The 18,560-nt window shown below is 67.6% G+C and carries 17 protein-coding genes; 6 read left to right on the forward strand and 11 right to left on the reverse strand.

The window, feature by feature from the left end; translation table 11 throughout:
• Window positions 1-202: 202 nt before the first annotated feature.
• From HOV91_RS22340 to HOV91_RS22365, 6 genes are all read right to left on the reverse strand, one after another.
• A complete protein-coding gene (locus HOV91_RS22340) occupies window positions 203-1,189 on the reverse strand; it encodes a glycine betaine ABC transporter substrate-binding protein (RefSeq protein ID WP_174187369.1) in 987 nt (328 codons plus the stop codon).
• Entirely contained in the window at window positions 1,186-1,923 is a 738-nt protein-coding gene (locus tag HOV91_RS22345; RefSeq protein ID WP_174187370.1) for an ABC transporter permease, read from the reverse strand. The genes HOV91_RS22340 and HOV91_RS22345 overlap by 4 nt, the downstream gene beginning before the upstream one ends.
• The gene (locus tag HOV91_RS22350; RefSeq protein WP_174187371.1) at window positions 1,920-3,203 is read right to left on the reverse strand and encodes an ATP-binding cassette domain-containing protein; all 1,284 of its coding nucleotides are present in this window, start codon (window positions 3,201-3,203) and stop codon (window positions 1,920-1,922) included. Before HOV91_RS22350 ends, HOV91_RS22345 begins: the two co-directional genes overlap by 4 nt.
• Window positions 3,200-3,844, reverse strand: coding sequence for an ABC transporter permease (locus tag HOV91_RS22355; RefSeq protein WP_174187372.1), 645 nt, complete (start codon window positions 3,842-3,844; stop codon window positions 3,200-3,202). The genes HOV91_RS22350 and HOV91_RS22355 overlap by 4 nt, the downstream gene beginning before the upstream one ends.
• 127 nt (window positions 3,845-3,971) lie before the next feature.
• A complete protein-coding gene (locus tag HOV91_RS22360) occupies window positions 3,972-4,913 on the reverse strand; it encodes a TauD/TfdA dioxygenase family protein (RefSeq protein ID WP_174187373.1) in 942 nt (313 codons plus the stop codon).
• A gap of 152 nt (window positions 4,914-5,065) precedes the next feature.
• Window positions 5,066-5,998 (reverse strand): LysR family transcriptional regulator, encoded by a 933-nt coding sequence (locus tag HOV91_RS22365; protein ID WP_174187374.1) that lies wholly within the window; start codon window positions 5,996-5,998, stop codon window positions 5,066-5,068.
• Window positions 5,999-6,153: 155 nt separating this feature from the next.
• Between HOV91_RS22365 and HOV91_RS22370 the strand changes: the two genes are divergently transcribed.
• The 3 genes from HOV91_RS22370 to HOV91_RS22380 all read left to right on the forward strand — a co-directional run bounded on the left by HOV91_RS22370 (window position 6,154) and on the right by HOV91_RS22380 (window position 7,825).
• Window positions 6,154-6,444 carry a hypothetical protein gene (locus HOV91_RS22370; RefSeq protein WP_174187375.1) on the forward strand — a complete coding sequence of 97 codons (291 nt, stop codon included), beginning with the start codon at window positions 6,154-6,156 and terminating at the stop codon, window positions 6,442-6,444.
• A 132-nt stretch (window positions 6,445-6,576) separates the two neighbouring features.
• The gene (locus tag HOV91_RS22375; protein WP_174187376.1) at window positions 6,577-6,804 is read left to right on the forward strand and encodes a hypothetical protein; all 228 of its coding nucleotides are present in this window, start codon (window positions 6,577-6,579) and stop codon (window positions 6,802-6,804) included.
• A gap of 202 nt (window positions 6,805-7,006) precedes the next feature.
• Window positions 7,007-7,825 (forward strand): class II glutamine amidotransferase, encoded by an 819-nt coding sequence (locus HOV91_RS22380; protein WP_174187377.1) that lies wholly within the window; start codon window positions 7,007-7,009, stop codon window positions 7,823-7,825.
• 21 nt (window positions 7,826-7,846) lie between these two features.
• On the opposite strand, the gene HOV91_RS22385 is transcribed toward HOV91_RS22380, so the two are convergent.
• Genes HOV91_RS22385 through HOV91_RS22395 form a run of 3 tightly spaced genes read right to left on the reverse strand, consistent with a single transcriptional unit; the run spans window position 7,847 to window position 12,391 of the window.
• Complete coding sequence (locus HOV91_RS22385) at window positions 7,847-9,556, reverse strand: ABC transporter ATP-binding protein (RefSeq protein ID WP_174187378.1); 1,710 nt, start codon at window positions 9,554-9,556, stop codon at window positions 7,847-7,849.
• Window positions 9,553-11,379, reverse strand: a complete 1,827-nt coding sequence (locus HOV91_RS22390) for an ABC transporter ATP-binding protein (protein WP_174187379.1) — start codon at window positions 11,377-11,379, stop codon at window positions 9,553-9,555. The genes HOV91_RS22385 and HOV91_RS22390 overlap by 4 nt, the downstream gene beginning before the upstream one ends.
• Window positions 11,380-11,410: 31 nt before the next feature.
• Window positions 11,411-12,391, reverse strand: coding sequence for an alpha/beta hydrolase (locus tag HOV91_RS22395; protein WP_217441022.1), 981 nt, complete (start codon window positions 12,389-12,391; stop codon window positions 11,411-11,413).
• Between the two features lie 625 nt (window positions 12,392-13,016).
• Here HOV91_RS22395 and helR point away from each other — a divergent pair.
• A complete protein-coding gene (gene helR, locus HOV91_RS22400; protein WP_174187380.1) occupies window positions 13,017-15,179 on the forward strand; it encodes an RNA polymerase recycling motor ATPase HelR in 2,163 nt (720 codons plus the stop codon).
• A gap of 100 nt (window positions 15,180-15,279) precedes the next feature.
• On the opposite strand, the gene HOV91_RS22405 is transcribed toward helR, so the two are convergent.
• Both HOV91_RS22405 and HOV91_RS22410 read right to left on the reverse strand, forming a co-directional pair.
• Window positions 15,280-15,651, reverse strand: a complete 372-nt coding sequence (locus HOV91_RS22405; protein ID WP_174187381.1) for a hypothetical protein — start codon at window positions 15,649-15,651, stop codon at window positions 15,280-15,282.
• A gap of 365 nt (window positions 15,652-16,016) precedes the next feature.
• A complete protein-coding gene (locus HOV91_RS22410; RefSeq protein ID WP_174187382.1) occupies window positions 16,017-16,952 on the reverse strand; it encodes a MerR family transcriptional regulator in 936 nt (311 codons plus the stop codon).
• A gap of 70 nt (window positions 16,953-17,022) precedes the next feature.
• Between HOV91_RS22410 and HOV91_RS22415 the strand changes: the two genes are divergently transcribed.
• Window positions 17,023-17,679, forward strand: a complete 657-nt coding sequence (locus HOV91_RS22415) for a maleylpyruvate isomerase family mycothiol-dependent enzyme (RefSeq protein WP_246350552.1) — start codon at window positions 17,023-17,025, stop codon at window positions 17,677-17,679.
• A gap of 145 nt (window positions 17,680-17,824) precedes the next feature.
• Entirely contained in the window at window positions 17,825-18,532 is a 708-nt protein-coding gene (locus HOV91_RS22420; protein WP_174187383.1) for a hemerythrin domain-containing protein, read from the forward strand.
• Window positions 18,533-18,560 lie beyond the last annotated feature (28 nt).

Here is an 18,560-nt window from a genome sequence, read left to right on the forward strand (position 1 = left end):
CGATCGGTGGACTATCCGGTGCGTTCATCGAACCAGGACCCGAAGTAATCGTCGGCGGCAATCTCACAACCTCCGCAGATCGGATGATGGGATCATTTCGCATCACTGTACGGATGCCCCTGCGGTTGTCGTACTGTGCCGATCGCGGTGATTCGAATTCGGACGGTGGTGGCATCGCCCCGAAAAGACCGCTCACCAATCGCTATTCGATGAGCTTCTCGCTCTTCAGCCAGTCGTAGGCGACGTCGGCGGGATCCTCTCCATTGATGTCGACGCGACCGTTCAGATCCTGCATAAGCTCATCGGTGAGACGCTCGGAGATCGTTCCGAGCAGGGTCCGCAGCTGCGGGTAGCGGTCGATGACGGCGCCGCGCACGACCGCCGTGCCACTGTAGGGCAGGAAGAACTTCGCGTCGTCGTCGAGGACGACCAGATTCAGGTTCTTGACCCGGCCGTCAGTGGTGTAGACCATGCCGAAGTTGCACGGGGCGCCCTTGGCCGTCGCCGTGTAGACGACGCCTGCGTCCATCCGCGTGACGTTGCCGGGCGGAACACCGTTCGGATCGTTGTAGGGGATCCCGTACTTCCGCAGCATCGGAATGAAACCGTCGGAGCGGCTGAAGAATTCGTCGTCCACGCAGAACGTCCGGTCGGCCACCGGGAGCGCGGCCACGTCGGACAGCGACCGGACCTGCAGGCGCTCGGCGTTCGGCGTCGATACGCCGAACGCGTACGTGTCGTTGAAGTTGGCCGGCGGAAGCCACTCCAGGTCGTGGTCACGCTCCTCGACGTCATGGACCCGCTGCCAGAGTTCTTTCGGGTCCGAGATGGTCTCGGTCTGATTGTGGTAGTTCACCCAACCGGTGCCGGTGTACTCCCAGAGCACGTCGGCGTCACCGTTGAGCTGGGCCTGGCGGGACGACGCCGAACCGGGCGCTCCGGTCAGGTCGGTGATGCCGGCGCCCGCCGCGGCCAGGTAGGTCGCGGTGATCTTCCCGAGCAGCACGCCCTCGGTGAAGCTTTTCGAGGTGACGACCAGCTTCGCACCCGCGAGCGGCCGCGCACCGTCCGGCAGCCGCGCGTCGTGGAACGTTCCGGACGAGCTCACCAGTCCGCAGCCGGTCAGCATCGACAGCGCCAGCGCCAACGCGGAAATCAGCGTGCGCAGCCGGGCTCGTGGCGATCTCATGCGATACCTCGGGGGGTCGCGGCCAGTTCGACGAGTCGGCCGAGCCAGTCGATGGTCAACGCCAGGAGCCCGACCAGGATGGCGCCGGAGATGAGCAGCTTGGGCAGGAAGAGGGTGACGCCGGTGGTGATCAGCGTGCCGAGGCTGGTCGCGCCGATGAACGTGCTCAGCGTCGCGGTGCCGACCAGAATGACCAGCGCGGTACGCACACCATTGAGGATCACCGGCACCGCGAGCGGTATCTCCACCTGGAACAGCGTCCGCGCACCCGAGAAGCCGATGCCCCGCGACGCCTCGATCGTGCGCTGATCCACCTGCCGAAGCCCGACGATCGTGTTCTGCAGGATCGGCAGGACCGCGTACACGACGAGTCCGACGATCGCCGTACGGAATCCGGTGCCCAGCCAGAAGGTGAACAGGACGAGCAGGCCGACCGCGGGCGCGGCCTGACCGATATTGGCGATATTGACCGCGATCGGCTCCAGCCGCCGCAACGCGGGGCGGGTCAACGCGATGCCCAGCGGAATCGCGACGACCACCACGATCACCGTGGCCACCACGGTCAGCTCGATGTGCGAGAGGATCGTGGTCCGCAGGTTGGCCCAGCCCAGGGACGCCTTCTCGGTCGGGGTGAACGTGGTCGACCGATACCAGATGACGTACCCGATCCCGATGACGAGGATGATGATCGGCTCGAACCAGACGTCTGTCGGAACGCGGCGCAGACGGCTCATGACTGCCCGGCCGATCCCGGTTCGTCATCGGCGGCGACCACCGGCGTCGGCGCCGGGTCGGTGCCGTCGATGTACGTTTCATACGACAGCTGGTCCTCGTCGCCGCGCCCCTCGGCCAGTTTGGCCCGGATCACCTCCGTCACCGAGCCGATGCCGAGCGAGCCGATGACCGCGCCGCGCCCGTCGGTGACCAGTGCGGCGCCTTGGCTGGTGGCGAGCATGGCGTCGAGCGCGTCGTTGAGGGTCGAGGATCGCGCGACCACCGGCAACCGCCGATCGAGGTAGTCGGAGACCTCCGGTTTGGTCGCCAGCTCCGCGAGCGAGGGCCATGACCGCGGCCGTCCGGCCTCGTCGACGACGACGACCCAGGTGTGTCCGGCCGCTTTCGCGCGTGCGATCACACCCTGCGCCGATTCCCCGACCCGGGCGGTGATCACTTCGTCGTAGGCCACGTCGCGCACCCGCGAGACGGTCAGATACGCCAGCTTCGCGCCGGACCCCACGAACTCCTCCACGAACGGCGTCGCCGGGTCGGTGAGGATCTCCTCCGGACGTGCGTACTGCTCGAGGTGACCTCCTTCGGACAGGATGAGCACCTTGTCGCCGAGCTTGGTGGCTTCCTCGAAGTCGTGCGTGACGATCACGATGGTCTTGCCGAGCTCGTGCTGGATCGCGATCAGGCTGTCCTGCAGGCGGATTCGGGTGATCGGGTCGACCGCGCCGAAGGGCTCGTCCATGAGCAGGACCGGCGGGTCCGCCGCGAGCGCGCGTGCGACGCCGACCCGCTGCTGCTGTCCACCGGACATGTCCTTGGGCAGCCGGTCGGCGAAGGTGGCCGGGTCGAGGCCGACCAGATCGAGCAGGTACTCGGTGCGTTCCGCGATCCGCTTCTTGTCCCATCCGAGCACCCGTGGGATGGCGCCGACGTTCTTGGCGACAGTCCAATGGGGGAACAGGCCACCGGACTGGATGACATATCCGATCGACTGCCGCAGCTTGTCGGGGTTTTCCTTGGTGACGTCGCGACCGCCGATGAGAATTCTGCCTTCGGTCGGCTCGATCAGGCGGTTGATCATCTTGAGGGTGGTCGTCTTGCCGCAGCCGGACGGACCGACGAACGCGACGATGTCGCCCGCCTCGATCTCGAGATCGAGACGCTCGACCGCGGGCTTCGCCTGACCCTTGTAGCGCTTGACGACCGAGTCCAGCTCGATGGACGCACCGGTCACGTTGCGCTCCGGCGGCGCCGGGGCGGGCTGACTGGTCACATCGTCGGTCATGCGAGTCCCTTTGCGATCGTGAGGCGCCCGAGCAGGACGAGGAGGGCGTCGAACACCAGCGCGATGACGACGATGAGGATGGTGCCGGTCAAAGCCATCTCCAGGGCGTTAGCGCCACCGAGGCGGGAGAGTCCGTTGAAGATCAGTGATCCGAGGCCCGGCCCGAGGACATAGGCGACAATGGCCGCGACGCCGACGATCATTTGGGTGGACACCCTGATGCCGGTGAGGATCACCGGCCAGGCGATCGGCAATTCGACGGTCACCAGTATGCGCCATCGCGAAAAACCGATGCCCTGCGCGGATTCGACGACCGAAGCCGGTACCGACCGCAAGCCTACGATCGCGTTGCCGATCACCGGTAATGCCGCGAAGAACGCCAACAAGACGAAGGACGGAACCACGCCGAGTCCGAACGGGACCAACAGAATCGCCAGCAGCGCCAACGAAGGGATCGTCAGCGCGACCCGGCTTGAGGTCAGGGAAAGCGCGGCCAACAGCGGGAGCCGATAAACCGCCACCGCGATCAGGACGGCGACGACGGTTCCGACCAAGACCGTCTGAAACGCCAGGGAGGCGTGCTGATAGGTGAGGAACGCCAAAACCTCTCCCCGTCCCCGGACGTAACTCCATAGATTCACGGGATTCCCATCGTCGGCCGACGATCAGTCGGTGCCTGTGTACGCGTAGTCACCGGACGCGCGAGCCGTAATAGAGTAATCTATGCTGCACTTTCGGTCCCGGAGGGCGCGCGGCGGGCGATCAGGTTTACGCCGCGCGCGAAATCGGGTCGACGGCGGAGTAATACTCGGCCTCGCCCGCGATCACGGTGCTCGGCGTGCCGTCGACGCCGACGGGAATCTTCCCGGCGAGCGTGATGCGGGTCAGCTTGCGGTGCTCGCTACCGTCGTAGTCGTCGATGGCGTAATGCTGCGTGGCGCGGTTGTCCCAGATGGCGACGTCGCCGAGGGACCAATCCCAGCGGACGGTGTGCTCCAGCCGGGTCACCCGGTCCTGGAACAGCCGGAACAGCGCAAGCGACTCGTGGCTCGGCAGACCGACGATCCGCTGCACGAAACACCCCAGCAAGAGGGCGCGTTCCCCGGTCTCCGGGTGAACCTCCACCACCGGGTGCTCGGTCTCGAAATAGGTGGACTCGAACTCGCGACGGTAGGCCCTGGTGTTCTCGTCCGGGTTGTCCTCGAAGGTGGCGGCGTAGTCGTACTGATTGCTGTGCCGCGCGCGCAAACCCTCGGCCAGCCGCTTCAGCGGTTCCGGGAGGGAGTTGTACGCGGCGACCGTCGACGCCCAGGTGGTCGAGCCGCCGTAGCTTGGCAGCGACACCGCGCGCAGGATCGACGCCTTCGGCACGCGATCGACGAAGGTGACGTCGGTATGCCACGTGTTGGAGCGCCCGTGGCGGGAATCGATGGCCAAACTGCGCACACCCGCCGAGGTGATGGTCGGGTGCGGGGTGGTCGGCTGTCCCAGCAGTCGCGCGAAGTCGTACTGCCCGTCCTCCGTCAGGTGGTGCTGACCGCGAAAGAAGAGGACCTTGTGCTCGCCGAGCGCGGCGCTGATGGCGGCGACGGTCGACGTTTCCAGGTCACCACCCAGCCGGACCCCCTCGATCCGCGCTCCGATGTGGGCACCCAGTCGGACCACCCGCACGGCGGTCTCGGTGTCAGCTGCTGTGTGATCGGCGGACATGCAGGACCCTTCGCTCGAACCTGACGATTGGTCCGAGGAAACCAGCCACGGCACGGCACGGCCAGCATTACGGTCACGCAGATCGAAACAGGCCGCCGATCAGCCGCCCGGCCGACGGTGGGCGGTGGCGTATCCAGGGCGTGACAAGCGCGCTAACTCACCTTGTGGAGGCGGTGCAGGGTGGACGGATCGAGATCGAGGGTCAGTTCGATCGGCCCGAGGTCGGTGGCGATGCGCTCGAACTCCGTGACCCAGTGGCTGACCGGCTCGGCACGGTGGACGAGGCCCCAGCTCAGCGTGGGCCCCTCGTCGATCGGGAGGTACACCGCGTCGCCGCGGTCGAAGTACTTGATCCCTTGCCCGCAGGCGAAGGCCACCGCCGTACCGGATGTCACCGTCCACAGGACCTCCTCCCGGGTGGGAGCGGGAACGTCGGAATCCCGCGGGCTCGAAGCCACCGGCGAGAAGGACTCCTCCCAGTACTCGGGAATCGGCAACCCGGAGGGAAGGACCTGGTAGTCGGCCAGGTCGGCCAAGCACACCGAGGAACGGCCCGCCAACTCGTGCGTGCGCCCGACCACCAGCACGATGGGCTCGGTGAATGCCTTCGGACCCACCCGCAGGTCCGGTTCCCGCACGGGCAGGGCCACCAAGGCCACGTCGACGTCGCCATTGCGGAGCGGGCCGAACGGGTCATCGATCCGGATCTCGCGCACGCGGAACTCCACATGCGGATGGCGGGTCCGGAACAACGCCGTCAGGGGAGCCAAGTCCTGCCACATGGGTCCCAGCACACCCAGCGTCAGGGTGTCCGGTCCACCACGAGCGGTGTTCGCGGCCGACTCCATGCCCTCGAGGATGCGGCGATAACCGGCTCGGAGGTCGTCGCGCAACTGTTCGCCCAGCGGTGTCAAAGTCACTTTGCGGCTGGTTCGCTCGAACAGGGGAGCGCCGATCCGCCTTTCCTGCTTGGCGATCGTCTGACTCACCCGAGGTGTGGAGATATGCAACCGCTCAGCGGTACGGCCGAAGTGCAACTCCTCGGCAAGAGTCAGGAATATCTCGATCTCGCGTAACTCCACCACGTCATAGTCCTCATCGTTAACGCCCGACGCAACCGACGTTTCGCGATCGCTCATTGTTCCCGCAGTCTCCCGGCGGAAAACTATGAGTCACAGGAGAAAACCGACCCGGCAGGAGAAACGGTGCAAACCAGGATCCGAGACGAGAGGGCAGGGCCATGGCAGTCGTACGAACGCACCGATACGTCGTCGTGACCGGCAAGCTGGCGCAACTGCTCGAACAGCGGACCCGGCTGATCCGGAGCATCCGGTCGGCTGACGCGAGGTTCACCGCGGCCACCTTGATTCGGCAGGACGACGGGTCCTACCTCGACATCTGGCGCTGGGAGTCGGCCGAGGCGATGCGCGGGACAGCGGCCGGAGTGCGGAACTTCCCGCTGGCCGAGGCGACCGCGGCACTGACGATCGGCCACTCCGTACTGGACGGCAAGGTACTCGACGAGCGGTAGCCCACCCGCCGGAGCCGTCCGGGACTTCGAATACATCCGTAACTCGCACGAATATCACCTGAAAACCCACCGCACCAAACCGGTGGCGGTCACCGCTGCGCTGCCCTCGTGCAGGAAAGAGGAGAACACACAATGAACCGCAACAACTGGTACCGGCAACTGCACCGCTGGATGTCCGTCACGTTCACGGCGACCGTCATCGTCTGTTTCATCGCCGCCGCGCTGGGACTCACCGAGTCCGCGGTCTGGGTGTTCTATCTGCCACTGCCGCCGCTCTTCGTGCTCCTGGGTACCGGCCTGTACATGTTCGTACTGCCCTTCCGCAGGAAGCGGTCGGCGAGCACTGCGCCTGCCGCATAGAGCCGGTCCGGACGGACGCTTGCTGTCCGCGAACGGCGTCTCAGCGACTGCGCGCCCGGTCGATGCAGGATCACATTCGATCCACGCTTGCCCAGCGTGACCGGCCGGGCCGCAGCGTCGGGCGAACTGTGTGGCGTCGACCGCCGCAGCGCTGGTGGCCGACCGGCGATCGTTCTGCTTCAATCAAAATATGTGCAGGTGGATGGCTTATTCGGGGGAGCCGATCCTGGCCGAGGACCTCTTGTTCCGGCCGGTGCATTCCCTCATCGATCAAAGCTTGCACTCGCGCCTCGGCGCGACGACCACCAATGGCGACGGCTTCGGGATCGGCTGGTACGGCGAAGGCCCGCGACCGGCGGTTTTCAAGGACGTCGAACCGGCATGGAACGACCGCAACTTGCGAGAGATCGCGACTCAGGTGCGGACATCGCTGTTCTTCGCGCATGTGCGCGCGTCGACCGGCACGGCGGTGCAGCGCAGTAACTGTCACCCGTTCCGGCACGGGCACTGGTTGTGGATGCACAACGGATCGCTGCGCGATTTCCACACGACCAAGCGCGACCTGATGACCGCGGTCGATCCGGCCCTGTTCGCCGACATCGAGGGTTCCACGGATTCCGAAATGCTCTTCTTTCTCGCGCTGACCTTCGGACTCGTCCACGACCCGTTCGGCGCGGTCGCTCGTGCGGTCGGCTTCGTCGAGGAGGTGAGCCGCGCGCACGGCATCGAAGCCCCGGTACAGATGACGGTCGCGACCACCGACGGCGAGTCCATGTGGTTCTTCCGGTATTCCACCGAACATCGCACGCGGTCGCTGTTCTATTCCAACGATGTCGCCAAAGTGCGGGCACTGCATCCGGAGGTGGCAGCGCTGCGCCGACTGGGCGAGGAGGCGCGGTTCGTGGTTTCCGAACCGCTGCGCGACCTGCCGGGGGCGTGGAACGAGGTCGCGGAATCCTCGGCAGGCGTCGTCCGCGCCGGCCACGACGAGACTCGCCCGTTCCACCCGATCGCATCCTGATCGCCCTGCGGCCGGCGCGGATCATCGGCTCGCCGCCTCGGACATCTCCCAGAAATCGGCGTAGCGACCGCCGTGGCGCAGCAACTCGTCGTGGCTGCCCTCCTCCACGATCCGGCCGCCGTCCAGGAAGACGATCCGATCGGCGCGTCGGACGGTTCGCAGCCGATGCGCCACCAGCACCACCGTCCGCCCCGCCATCAGGCGGTCGACGCCCTCGTGGACGGCCGCCTCGTTCACCGGGTCCAGTGCCGAGGTCACCTCGTCCAGCAGCACGATGGGCGCGTCCTTCAGCAGCGCTCGCGCGATCGAGACACGCTGACGCTCACCACCCGACAGCAGTGCGCCGCCCTCGCCGACATTCGTCGCCCATCCCTCGGGCAGTCGCTCGATCACTTCGTCCAGTCGCGCCGCGGTCGCCGCCGCGCGCACTTCGGCGTCGGTGGCGTCGGGACGGCCGAGGCGCACGTTCTCCTCGACGGTGCCGTCGAAGAGATAGACATGCTGGAAGACGATGGCGAACTGCGCCGTCAACACCTCCGTGCCGATCGCGCGGACGTCCACACCACCCACCCGCACCGCACCGGCGTCGACGTCGTAGAACCGCGCGAGCAGCTGGAGCAGGGTGCTCTTACCCGCACCCGAGGAACCGACGATCGCCAGCCGCCCTCCGGCAGGCAGGGACAACGACACGTTGTCGATCACCGTGCGATCGCCGCGCCGGAACGTGACAGCGTCGAACTCGAGACCGTGGTGTGCCGGCCGGAGCGGCTCGCGGGCTTCCGGCAGCGGCTCAGTGCGCAATACCGTGTCGATTCTGGCCAGCTCCGAACGCGCGGCGCGCAGTTTGCCCCCCATATCCGCCAGCGACAGCAACGGATCGGCGCAGCGGGCGGCCAGCACCAGTATCGCCAGCACCTCCGCGGCACCGATGTTCCCGCCGAGCACCAGATAGGCGCCCAGGGCCAGCAGTGCGGTGAACATCGCCTGCACGGTGAGCGTCAGGCCCACCACGCCGGGTAACGCGGACAGGGTCGAACGACGGGCCGCGCGTTCGACACCGGACAAAGCCTCGTCGAGCGCGCGGAACCGTTCGGCGGTCCGGCCGCCCGCGCGCAGCACCGGCTGGGCCTGGAGGTACTCGATGACTCGTCCGGCGGCCTCGTCACCGCGTTCGATGCGCTCGGCGTCGGTCGCGGCCATCGCGCGGCCGGTCCGGGTCTGGATCGCCGCCACGACGGGTACGGCGGCCGAGGCGGCCAGCCCCATCTTCCAGTCGTAGGCGAGCAGCACGGCAACGATCGTCAGCGGAGTCACCGCCGCGGAGATGGACGGCGCCAGCAGATGCGCGACGATGCTGATCGCCTGCAAGATCCCACGGCTCGCCAGCAGCGACACCTCGCCGACGCGGCCTGCGGTGAACCAGCCGATCGGCAAGCGGGCCAGGTGATCGCCGAAACGGTGATACACGCTCCGCAACAGCGTCCCAGCGGTGCGGAAACCGGAGAGGTCGCTGCCGTAACGCAGCCCCGCGTAGCCCGTGACGGCGACGCCGAACGCGATCAGCCAGGGCCAGGCGTCCGCAGGTTCGCTGCCGAACAGTGCCCGCAGCACCGGCACCAGAAGGGCGTAGGACAGGCCTTCGGCTACCGCGGTGATCGTCATCAGCGTCATGGTGCGACGCACCGGTCGGGCGTACTCGTGCCCGAGCACGTGGAGCAGCATTCGAATCATCGGAGTTCCTCTTCCCGTACTTCCGCGATCTCACCGGCGATCGCGGATCGGTGCGCTCGCCAGAACTCGGCGAACTTCCCGCCGTGCGCCAGCAGTTCGGCGGGCTTGCCCCGCTCGACGATCGACCCGTCGTCGAGCACCACGACGGTGTCGGCGTCGGCGACCGTCTCGAGACGATGGGCGATCACCAGAATCGTCCGATCACCGGCCATCGTCGCGAGGGCTTCGCGCACAGCACGTTCGGTCCGGGGGTCGGCGAAGGCGGTCGCTTCGTCGAGTACCAGGACCGGAGTGTCGGCGAGCAGTGCGCGAGCGAGCGAGATGCGTTGCGCCTCACCGCCGGAGAGTTCGACGTCGACACCGATCACCGACTCGTATCCGCGCGGCGATTCGAGAATTCGATCGTGGATGTGCGCCAGCCGGGCGGCGCGCACCACATCATCGAAGTGGGCATGCGGCACCGCCAAGGCGATGTTGTCGGCTATCGACGCGCGCAGCAGGCGAACGTCCTGGAAGACGAAGGAGACCGCGCGGTAGAGCGCACCGCTGCCGAGCTCGCGCAGGTCGACCCCACCCAGGGTCACCGAACCGCCGGTCGGATCGAAGAAACGCGGCAACAACTGGGCCAGCGTGGACTTACCACTTCCCGACGGTCCGACGAGCGCGGTGACCGTGCCGGGCTCCAGCACCAGATCGATCCCGCGTAGTACCTCCCGGTCGGCGTCGTAACCGAATCGGACGTCACGCAGTTCCACCCGGTGTCCCTGTGGCGCGACCGGGCGCGCGGGCTCCGGCAGCGAAGGCACGGCGAGCACGTCGCTGATCCGGCCGACCGCGCGCCGCGCGGCCTGCAGATCGTCGAAACCGTGGCCGAGTGCCGCGATCGGAGCGGTCAGTCCCAGTCCCAGCAGCAGGAACGGCAACAGGTCGGCCGGGGCCATGGAACCGTTCGTGATCAGGAACGTCCCACCGATCAGGACGACGAGCAGCACGAACGGCGGTGACAGCGCCAGCGCCAGTCCCGCCGCGATCCCGGCGAGACCCAGCACCCAGCGCAGGAAGGAGCCGGTGAAATCCTCGGTGGCCGTGCGGAATTTCCGGTGCGCGCGCTCGCCGCCGCCGAATGCCTTGACCACCGCGATTCCCTGCACGAACTCGATGGCCGCGCTCGCGATCCGTCCCATGGCGGCATCCAGGTCCACCTGCTCGCGCTGGCGCTTGGGCGTCATCATCAACGGGATGAGCACGATCGACACAGCCACCGGAATCAACGTGATGAGCGTGAGCCGCCAGTCGACGGTGAACAGATAGATCAGCGATATCAGCGGCACCACGAACGCGGAGACGAGTTCGCCGGGAAAATGGGCGATGAGCGGGTGAACGGCACTGACGTCCTCGCCGACCACCTTCGCCAATTCACCGGTTCGGCGGCTGGAGAGCCAGCCGATGGGTACGCGGCCCAGCCGCTCGGCGAGTGCGCGGCGGAACGACAGTTCCACCCGGCCGTCGAGCAGGTGCCCGACGCCCGACGACGCGGCGGTGAACAGCAGGCGCACGAGCAAGCCGACCGCGCCCGCGCCCACCACTATCCAGACGTGGCCGTGATCGATCCGGTTGGGTGACAACAATATTCGTCCCAGTTCGACGACGGCCAGCAACGGCGCCAAGCCCGCGACGGCGCCGATGATCTGGAGGATCATGACGGCGGCGAAACTGCCCAGGTAGGGGCGCAGCAACCCCGTTACGCTCGGTCCCGCCGCCGAATCGGCATCCATGGATGGTGTGGACTGCTCCCTCGCCACGGCAAGGTCGGTCATAGTCATCGCTCTCAGCTCTTCCTCGATGGGGCGGTTGCTACCGCGCCGGTATGCCCGAACGCTCCAGCAAGTGGCTGCGCAGGTGGGCGAGGATCTCGGCGCGCGCGGGCCGGGCCGCGGGAACCAGTCGGGGCATGCTCAGGAAGGAATGCACCGCTTCCGGATAACGCGTCAGCGTCACCTCGACTCCGGCCTGTCGCAGCCGCTCGGCATAGGCCGAGGCTTGATCCTCCAGCGGGTCGGTACCCACGGCTTGTATCAGGGCCGGGGCGAGTCCCGCGAGGTTTTCGACGGCAATCGGTGAAATCGTCCTGGCGTCGAACGATGCGGGCAGCACGATGCGCTGCACGGCACGGCAATTGGCCGGGGTCGCGGTCGGGCTGTCGGCGTTCTCGGTGAACGAGGGGTACTCGAAGACCTGCTCGGTCCAGTCCAGCTGCGGGTTGATCAGCACCTGGGCGCGCACCGGCAGCCCGAGTTCGACCGCCCTGATCGCCGGGAGCGTCGCAAGGGTGGCACCCGCGCTGGAGCCCAGCAGGGCGAGCCGAGTGGGATCGGCTCCCCATACGGGGGCCTGCTCGACGATGCGGGGTACGCCGTCGTAGGCGTCCTCGACGGGTGCGGGCACGGGGTGCTCGGGCGCCAGCCGATAATCGACCGCGACGACCACGGCCGGGCAGTTGGCCGCGAGGTGACTGAGCAGCCAGTCGTCCTGGCCCGGCGCGCCGAGCATGAATCCGCCGCCGTGGAAGGCGACGACCAGCGGCAGCTTCGAGCCGCCTCGTGCGGGCTGGTACACGCGCAGGTTCAACCGGCGCCCCGGCAGCTCGAGTACCGACGAAGTGATCCGCGCGTCGCGGTCGGGCTTGCCGGTAACGAGCCGGCCCAGCACGGACCGGCGCCTGCGGTGCTGCGCTTCGCGCAATTCGATGACCTGGTCCGGGGTGATCGAATCCCAGTCCGGTTCGGTCGAGACCGCGGCCAGCAGTCGGACTCGCGGTGGAACTATGCCTCGCATGCTATGCCTCCAGGCGGTGCGTAATGGTCTTCGTCGGCCACCGTGCCCTCGGCGGCGTAGCGATACCCTGGCAGCTGTGACCGTGAGTGCGCTTTCGGAAATATGCGGTCCGGCGACGGCGCCGATGATGTGGTTGCGGCCGGGGCATGCCGGTCGTCGCACCGCCCACCCGAGGACGGCGGCGCTGGCGCAGCAACGATGTTCGCGCGCTTAGTTTTTCAGGGCTGCGGCGAGTTGGGCGAGCGGCCACCGAGAGTTTGCGCCTCGGTCGTGCTCGATGCCGTGCGTGCATTCGAGCGCCACCCAGCACTCGGTCAGCTTCGCGGGGAGATCGGCCGCCGGCGCGGACGAGAAATGGAGCGGAGCGAACTCCTTTCCATTCTCAACTTATAGCGCACCGGGGGGCTTGCGGCAAGACCCGGGTCGTGCCGCAAAATCGCTGGCCGACGCCGAAAACCGCCGGAAGGAGTAGCGATGTCGTCGGCACACGAGTCGCGTGCGGAGACCGAACCGAGGGCGGCACTCGCGGTGGGATTGCGGGCCGCACGGGCGCAGGTGCGTTTGTGCGTGCAGCCCTACGAGGCGTGAACAGCTGGATCGTCGGGCCATGAGAAGTGAGGGGCATATGTCAACGCGAGAGTACGAAGACGAATTGCGGTCGGAGCGAAGCTACGTGGCCGCGCTCTACGCACGACTCGACGCCGAGCGCGCACGAGTGAAAGGTAGGTACGGCGCGGCGTTGCGCGGAAACGGCGAGACACTGGTGGATCGGGATGTCGAGGTACGTGCGCTGGCCAAGCAGGTGAAGCGGCTCGACGTGGCCGACCACGGGCTGTGTTTCGGGCGGTTGGACGCGGTTTCGGGTGAACATTCCTACATCGGACGCATCGGGCTGTTCGACGAGGAGAACGAGTACGAGCCGCTGTTGCTCGATTGGCGGGCGCCGGCGGCGCGGGCGTTCTATGTCGCCACCGCGGCCAGCCCGGAGGACATGCGCCGCCGCCGCCAGTTCCACACCCGCGGGCGTCACCTGGTCGATTTCACCGATGAGGTCCTCGGCCGTCCCGGTGGTGGCGAGCGAGGGGACGCGGCCCTGCTCGCGGCGGTCGATGCGCCGCGCGGGGCGGGGATGCGCGACATCGTGGCGACGATCCAGGCCGAGCAGGACGAGATCATTCGGCTCGACCACCCAGGGGTGCTGGTGATCGAAGGCGGTCCGGGCACCGGGAAGACCGTGGTGGCGCTGCACCGCGTGGCGTACTTGCTCTACACCCAGCGGGAGCGGATGGAGCGCCACGGTGTGCTCGTGGTGGGCCCCAACCCGGCGTTCCTGAATCACATCGGCCGCGTTCTTCCCTCGCTGGGAGAGACGAACGTCGTGTTCATGACCACCGGCGACCTGATGCCCGGTCTGCGCGTCACCGCCGAGGACGCCCCGGACGCCGCGCGGATCAAGGGCTCGTTGCAGATCCTGGACGTGCTCGCGGCGGCGGTTGCCGATCGGCAGCGACTGCCGCGGCATCCGCTGCCGATCGAGCTGTCCGACGTCACGGTGCGCATCGACGCGGAGACCGCGGAGTGGGGCAGGGAGGAGGCCCGCGCGAGCGGGCTGCCGCACAACGAAGCCCGTGCCGTGTTCAGCGAGATCGTCACCTGGGTGCTCACCGAACGGGCGATAGCCAAGATCGGCCGGGGCTGGCTGAGCCGGGAGGACCGCGAAGCATGGGAGAACCTGCGGGCCGACCTGCGCGCGGAGCTCGCGGACAACGATCGGTTCACTGCCGCGCTCGACGAACTCTGGCCGATACTGACGCCGGAGACACTGCTGGCCCAGCTGTACGCTTCGCCGGAACGGTTGCGGGCCGCGGGCGGCGACCCGGCGCTGTGGCGCGGCGACGGTGCTGCCTGGACGGTGTCGGACGTGCCGCTGCTCGACGAACTGGTCGACCTGCTCGGCCGCGCCGAACCGGCCGACCGCGCGGCCGAGCGGGAACAGCGGGCCGAGGCCGAGTACGCGGCCGGCGTATTGGACATCCTCGTCAGCCGCGAAGACCTGATGGACGACGAAGACCATCTGCTCGCCCAGGACCTGGTCTACGCCGAGGACCTGGCGGATCGCTTCCTCGAGCGGGACAGCCGTGCACTCGCCGAACGCGCGGCCGCGGACCGGGACTGGACCTACCGGCACGTGGTGGTGGACGAGGCCCAGGAACTGTCCGAGATGGACTGGCGGGTGCTGATGCGGCGTTGCCCGGGCCGATCCTTCACGGTGGTCGGCGATCTCGCGCAACGCCGATCGGCCGCAGGAGCGACCTCGTGGGGCGCGATGCTGGAGCCGTATGTGCCCGGCCGCTGGGTCTACCGGTCACTGTCGGTGAACTATCGCACCCCGGCGGAGATCATGGCCGTCGCCGCCGCGCTGCTCGCCGAGTTCGCGCCCGGAGTCCAGCCACCGGAGTCGGTTCGCGCGTGCGGCGTCCAGCCTTGGTCCAAGCGGGTTTCCGAGGAGGAATTGCCCACTGCCATCGCGGAATTCGTCCGCGTCGAAGCCGGTCGCGAAGGCACCAGCATCGTGATCGGGCCACCGGATGTGCCGGGCGCGGTGGCGGCATCGGAAACGAAGGGCTTGGAGTACGACGCCGTCCTGGTCGTGGAGCCGGAACGAATCCTCGCCGACGGCCCGCGCGGGGCAGCCGAACTCTACGTCGCACTCACCCGCGCAACCCAACGCCTCGGCGTCCTGCACCGAGATCCGTTGCCGCCGGCGCTGTCCGCGCTCGCCGGATAGCCCGGACCATTGGCGCGACGTCGGGAGCGACCTACAAGATCAGGTATGTCGAGGCGACGCCGCCTGCGGGCTTGCCCTCCGAGAGATCGGGCGGCTGATCCTAGCGTGCGGCGCGCCGCGGCTCGGTGCGTTGCGCAGGATTCGTACCGGCCGTACTCACCTTCCTTGTCATGCGCAGACCCCATACCGCCAGGGTCGCCCCGATGCCCATGTATTGCAGGTAGGCGGCGATGACCAGCCATCCGCCGTAGTCGCGCAGCCAGGCCGGTAACAGCACCAGCGCCACCACGCCGGTGCACATCAGCAACGCGCCGAGCACCAGCGCCGGAATCCGCAGCGGCGCGATCTGCTCATCGAGACCGTGCGCCGACGGCCCTGAATCCGTGTTATTACCCGTGCCGGGCAAGGAGCCGACGATAGCGCCGACCACACCGGGTTCGGCCTTGCCGGGTATTGGAGCTGAGATAGCCATAGCATTCTCCGGGCCGACACTCTGATCGACCGAGTTGGCGATTCGGTATGAAGCTGGCAGAACCGATGGGAACGGCCGTCATAGGCGACCGGTCCATCACCCGCTGCGGCACCACAGCGGCTCCGCGACGTCTACGCAGGCTAACGAACAGTTACCGACAGCATGGTGTAATCGCGGTGCGGGGGAAAGGTCTGACTTCATCACACAGTAGTCACCCTCGCGCGTGATCGGAACGTGACCTGCGCGCCAGATGCGGCTTCGACCACGCCGAATGTCAGCCGGATTCGGCTGCGGCTCCCCGTCCGGCGAGGCGAACTTTCGACTTCAAGTTATCGAACCGATACCTACTACCCCGGCGGCTGTGATCACCGGTGCTCCGCTGCCGGATCGTTCCACCGGGCCAATGCTCGGTAGAGCCAGTACTGGGCGGCGCCGGAGGTGGTAGTTCCGGTTATGTCGGTGGTGAGTTGCCAGTAGCGGTGGATAGCCGGGTGGGTGTCTGCGGCGTCATCGAGGAGTTCACGCCGCAGGCGGGGAGAGTCGCGTTCGCGGCGGGCCGTGGCGTGGACGTGGACGAACTGGTCGAGTTCGGCGCCGGGGCGTGGTTCACAGCGTGCGGCGACCAGCGCGTCGACAGTTTCGCATACTTCGGCGACCCCGCTCACCAGTGCGCGTTTGTCGTGGATTCCGGCCGGGTTCGTTCGCCAGAGTTGACGTGACATGGCGGTGGGCAATGCGGGATCGGTGATGGCGGCGGCGAGCCCGGCGTAGGCGACGATTTGTCGCGGCGGCGGGTCGACCGGTAGGTCCGGAACATTCATCGCGACGAACCCATCGAATATCGCCGAGGGGAGGGGCGCGAGCAGTCGCCGCCAGAACTTCACGAGACGGTCGCGTGCCTGATCTCGGTCCTGCGCGGCGGCGAGCAGTTCCAACCGAGCGGCGCGTTCGGCGGGTGGGGCGTCCTCGACGGCGCGCAGCGATGCTCGCCGCCAGGCCAGCGTGCGGAATTCGGTGTCGAGTGCGGCGCGTTCGGCGGCGACCGCCTCGGAGAGTGACGCGACGCCGCTGAGGACATCGGTGATCGCGGACAGACTCAGCCCGAGAGCTCGGAGGCGGCGCAGCAGCCGTACCCGGTCGACCGCGCGCACCGGATCGAACAAGCGGTGCCCGCCGGTGCTGCGCTTCGCCTCCAGGATTCCGTCGTCGCAGTAGAAGCGAAGCGTGCGGACCGGCACGCCGGTCGACCGCGACAACTCTCCGATACTCACCAGGCCGTCACGGCGTGTGTTCTCGGTCACGATCGCTGGAACCTCCACTCCAGTGGAGTTCCTACCGTATCGGAACACCTACTGGGAGAAGGAGCTACCGATGGTCGAGGACACAAGAATGAGCACCGAGCAGATCTGGCGGGCTGTCGCCGCCGAGCGAGCCAGTTTGGCCGCACTGCTGGCTCCGCTGCCGGAAGCAGACTGGGACCATCCCTCGCTGTGCGATGGCTGGCGCGTGCGTGACGTTGTCGCGCACGTCGTGCTGTCGGCTCGCGCCGATGTCGGCTGGATCCTGCTCAACCTGGTCCGCGCCGGAGGCAGCCTGCACCGGGCGATTCGTGATACCGCGGTTCGGCATGCCGACCAGGTCACGACCGGGCAGTTGCTCGACGAATTGCGTGACAGTATCGACGCGCGAGTCACCGCGTTCGGCACGACACCGGCCGACCGATTGATGGATCTGCTGGTGCACGGCCAAGACATCGCGCTGCCGCTCGGCATCGCCCGGGAAATGCCGAAAGCCGCCGCTGTCGTCGCGATCGACCGAATCTGGACGACGGGCGCCCCGTTCCACGCCCGCAAGAAATTCGCCGGCTGCCGCCTCGTGGCAACGGACGCCGAATGGGCCGCAGGCGACGGACCGATCATCACGGGCCCGGTCGCCGCCCTCTTGCTGGCCGTGACCGGGCGCCGCCAAGGGTGGGAGCAGATCACCGGAGACGCGGCGACGCTGCTCGCGAAGCAAGCTCGACCGTAGTGGTGTCAGCGCCGTCGGCGAGTCGATCGCGCCGAAGCCGAACGCCGGGACGGGCCGGGCGGACGGGAACCGGTGACCAGGGATGTTTGGCTCGCGGGAGTGGGGGTAGCTCGTGCGCGAGTCCTGGCCTATGAAGGAGCTGTCGATGCCGCGTTCACTTGCCGATCAGACCGAAGCGGAGCTAGGTGGTCCGCGCAGTGTGCTGAGCCTGCAGCGCCGGGATCATCAAGCGCTCGACGCTTTGCTGCTCCGGATCGGCGACAGCGGCGGTGACGCCCGCCGCGAGGCGTTGACGGCCTTGTGCCGACTGGTCTTTCCGCATGCGTTCGCGGAGGAAGCGGTGTTGTGGCCGCTGGCCCGGCGGGTCCTGCCGGACGGTGCGGAACTGACGCTGCGTGTCGAGCAGGAGCATCAGGAAATCAACGAGTTGTTCACCGAACTGGAGATTTTGGACGCCGACAGCCTCGAGCACCGCCGGTTGTTCGGCAGGATCGAGGAACTGCTGCGCCAGGATGTGCGCGACGAGGAAGATGTGCTGTTACCGAAGTTGCAGGAGGCACTCGACGCGCAGACCCTGCGCCGGGTGGGATGGGCATGGCTGGCGGTGCGGGTCACCGCGCCGACGCGGCCGCACCCGACCGTGGCGAGGCGACTGCCCGGTAACGCGCTGGCGGCGGTGCCGCTGGCGCCGCTGGATCGTTCGCGTGATCGACTCGACCGAGCAGCTCGCCGAGCGCCGGGCCGATGGGCGGCCGGCTGCGCGCACGTCAGTCGTGCTCTGGCGTTGGCGGCGGGGGCGGTGGAGCACCTTCCGCCGTTGCGGCGAGGTGAGCACCCGTCCACCCGGACGTGACCGGCCTTCGGTCCGGATGCCCCCGAAC

This window comes from Nocardia barduliensis (assembly GCF_013315795.1).
In the GTDB taxonomy this organism is placed as follows: domain Bacteria; phylum Actinomycetota; class Actinomycetes; order Mycobacteriales; family Mycobacteriaceae; genus Nocardia; species Nocardia barduliensis.

Bases quoted from the DNA above. Each gene is read 5' to 3' on its own strand.
- HOV91_RS22340 (WP_174187369.1), bottom strand. From the start codon at position 1,189: ATGAGATCGCCACGAGCCCGGCTGCGCACGCTGATTTCCGCGTTGGCG.
- HOV91_RS22345 (WP_174187370.1), bottom strand. From the start codon at position 1,923: ATGAGCCGTCTGCGCCGCGTTCCGACAGACGTCTGGTTCGAGCCGATC.
- HOV91_RS22350 (WP_174187371.1), bottom strand. From the start codon at position 3,203: ATGACCGACGATGTGACCAGTCAGCCCGCCCCGGCGCCGCCGGAGCGC.
- HOV91_RS22360 (WP_174187373.1), bottom strand. From the start codon at position 4,913: ATGTCCGCCGATCACACAGCAGCTGACACCGAGACCGCCGTGCGGGTG.
- HOV91_RS22370 (WP_174187375.1), top strand. From the start codon at position 6,154: ATGGCAGTCGTACGAACGCACCGATACGTCGTCGTGACCGGCAAGCTG.
- HOV91_RS22375 (WP_174187376.1), top strand. From the start codon at position 6,577: ATGAACCGCAACAACTGGTACCGGCAACTGCACCGCTGGATGTCCGTC.
- HOV91_RS22380 (WP_174187377.1), top strand. From the start codon at position 7,007: ATGGCTTATTCGGGGGAGCCGATCCTGGCCGAGGACCTCTTGTTCCGG.
- HOV91_RS22385 (WP_174187378.1), bottom strand. From the start codon at position 9,556: ATGATTCGAATGCTGCTCCACGTGCTCGGGCACGAGTACGCCCGACCG.
- HOV91_RS22390 (WP_174187379.1), bottom strand. From the start codon at position 11,379: ATGACTATGACCGACCTTGCCGTGGCGAGGGAGCAGTCCACACCATCC.
- HOV91_RS22395 (WP_217441022.1), bottom strand. From the start codon at position 12,391: ATGCGAGGCATAGTTCCACCGCGAGTCCGACTGCTGGCCGCGGTCTCG.
- helR (WP_174187380.1), top strand. From the start codon at position 13,017: ATGTCAACGCGAGAGTACGAAGACGAATTGCGGTCGGAGCGAAGCTAC.
- HOV91_RS22405 (WP_174187381.1), bottom strand. From the start codon at position 15,651: ATGGCTATCTCAGCTCCAATACCCGGCAAGGCCGAACCCGGTGTGGTC.
- HOV91_RS22415 (WP_246350552.1), top strand. From the start codon at position 17,023: ATGGTCGAGGACACAAGAATGAGCACCGAGCAGATCTGGCGGGCTGTC.
- HOV91_RS22420 (WP_174187383.1), top strand. From the start codon at position 17,825: ATGCCGCGTTCACTTGCCGATCAGACCGAAGCGGAGCTAGGTGGTCCG.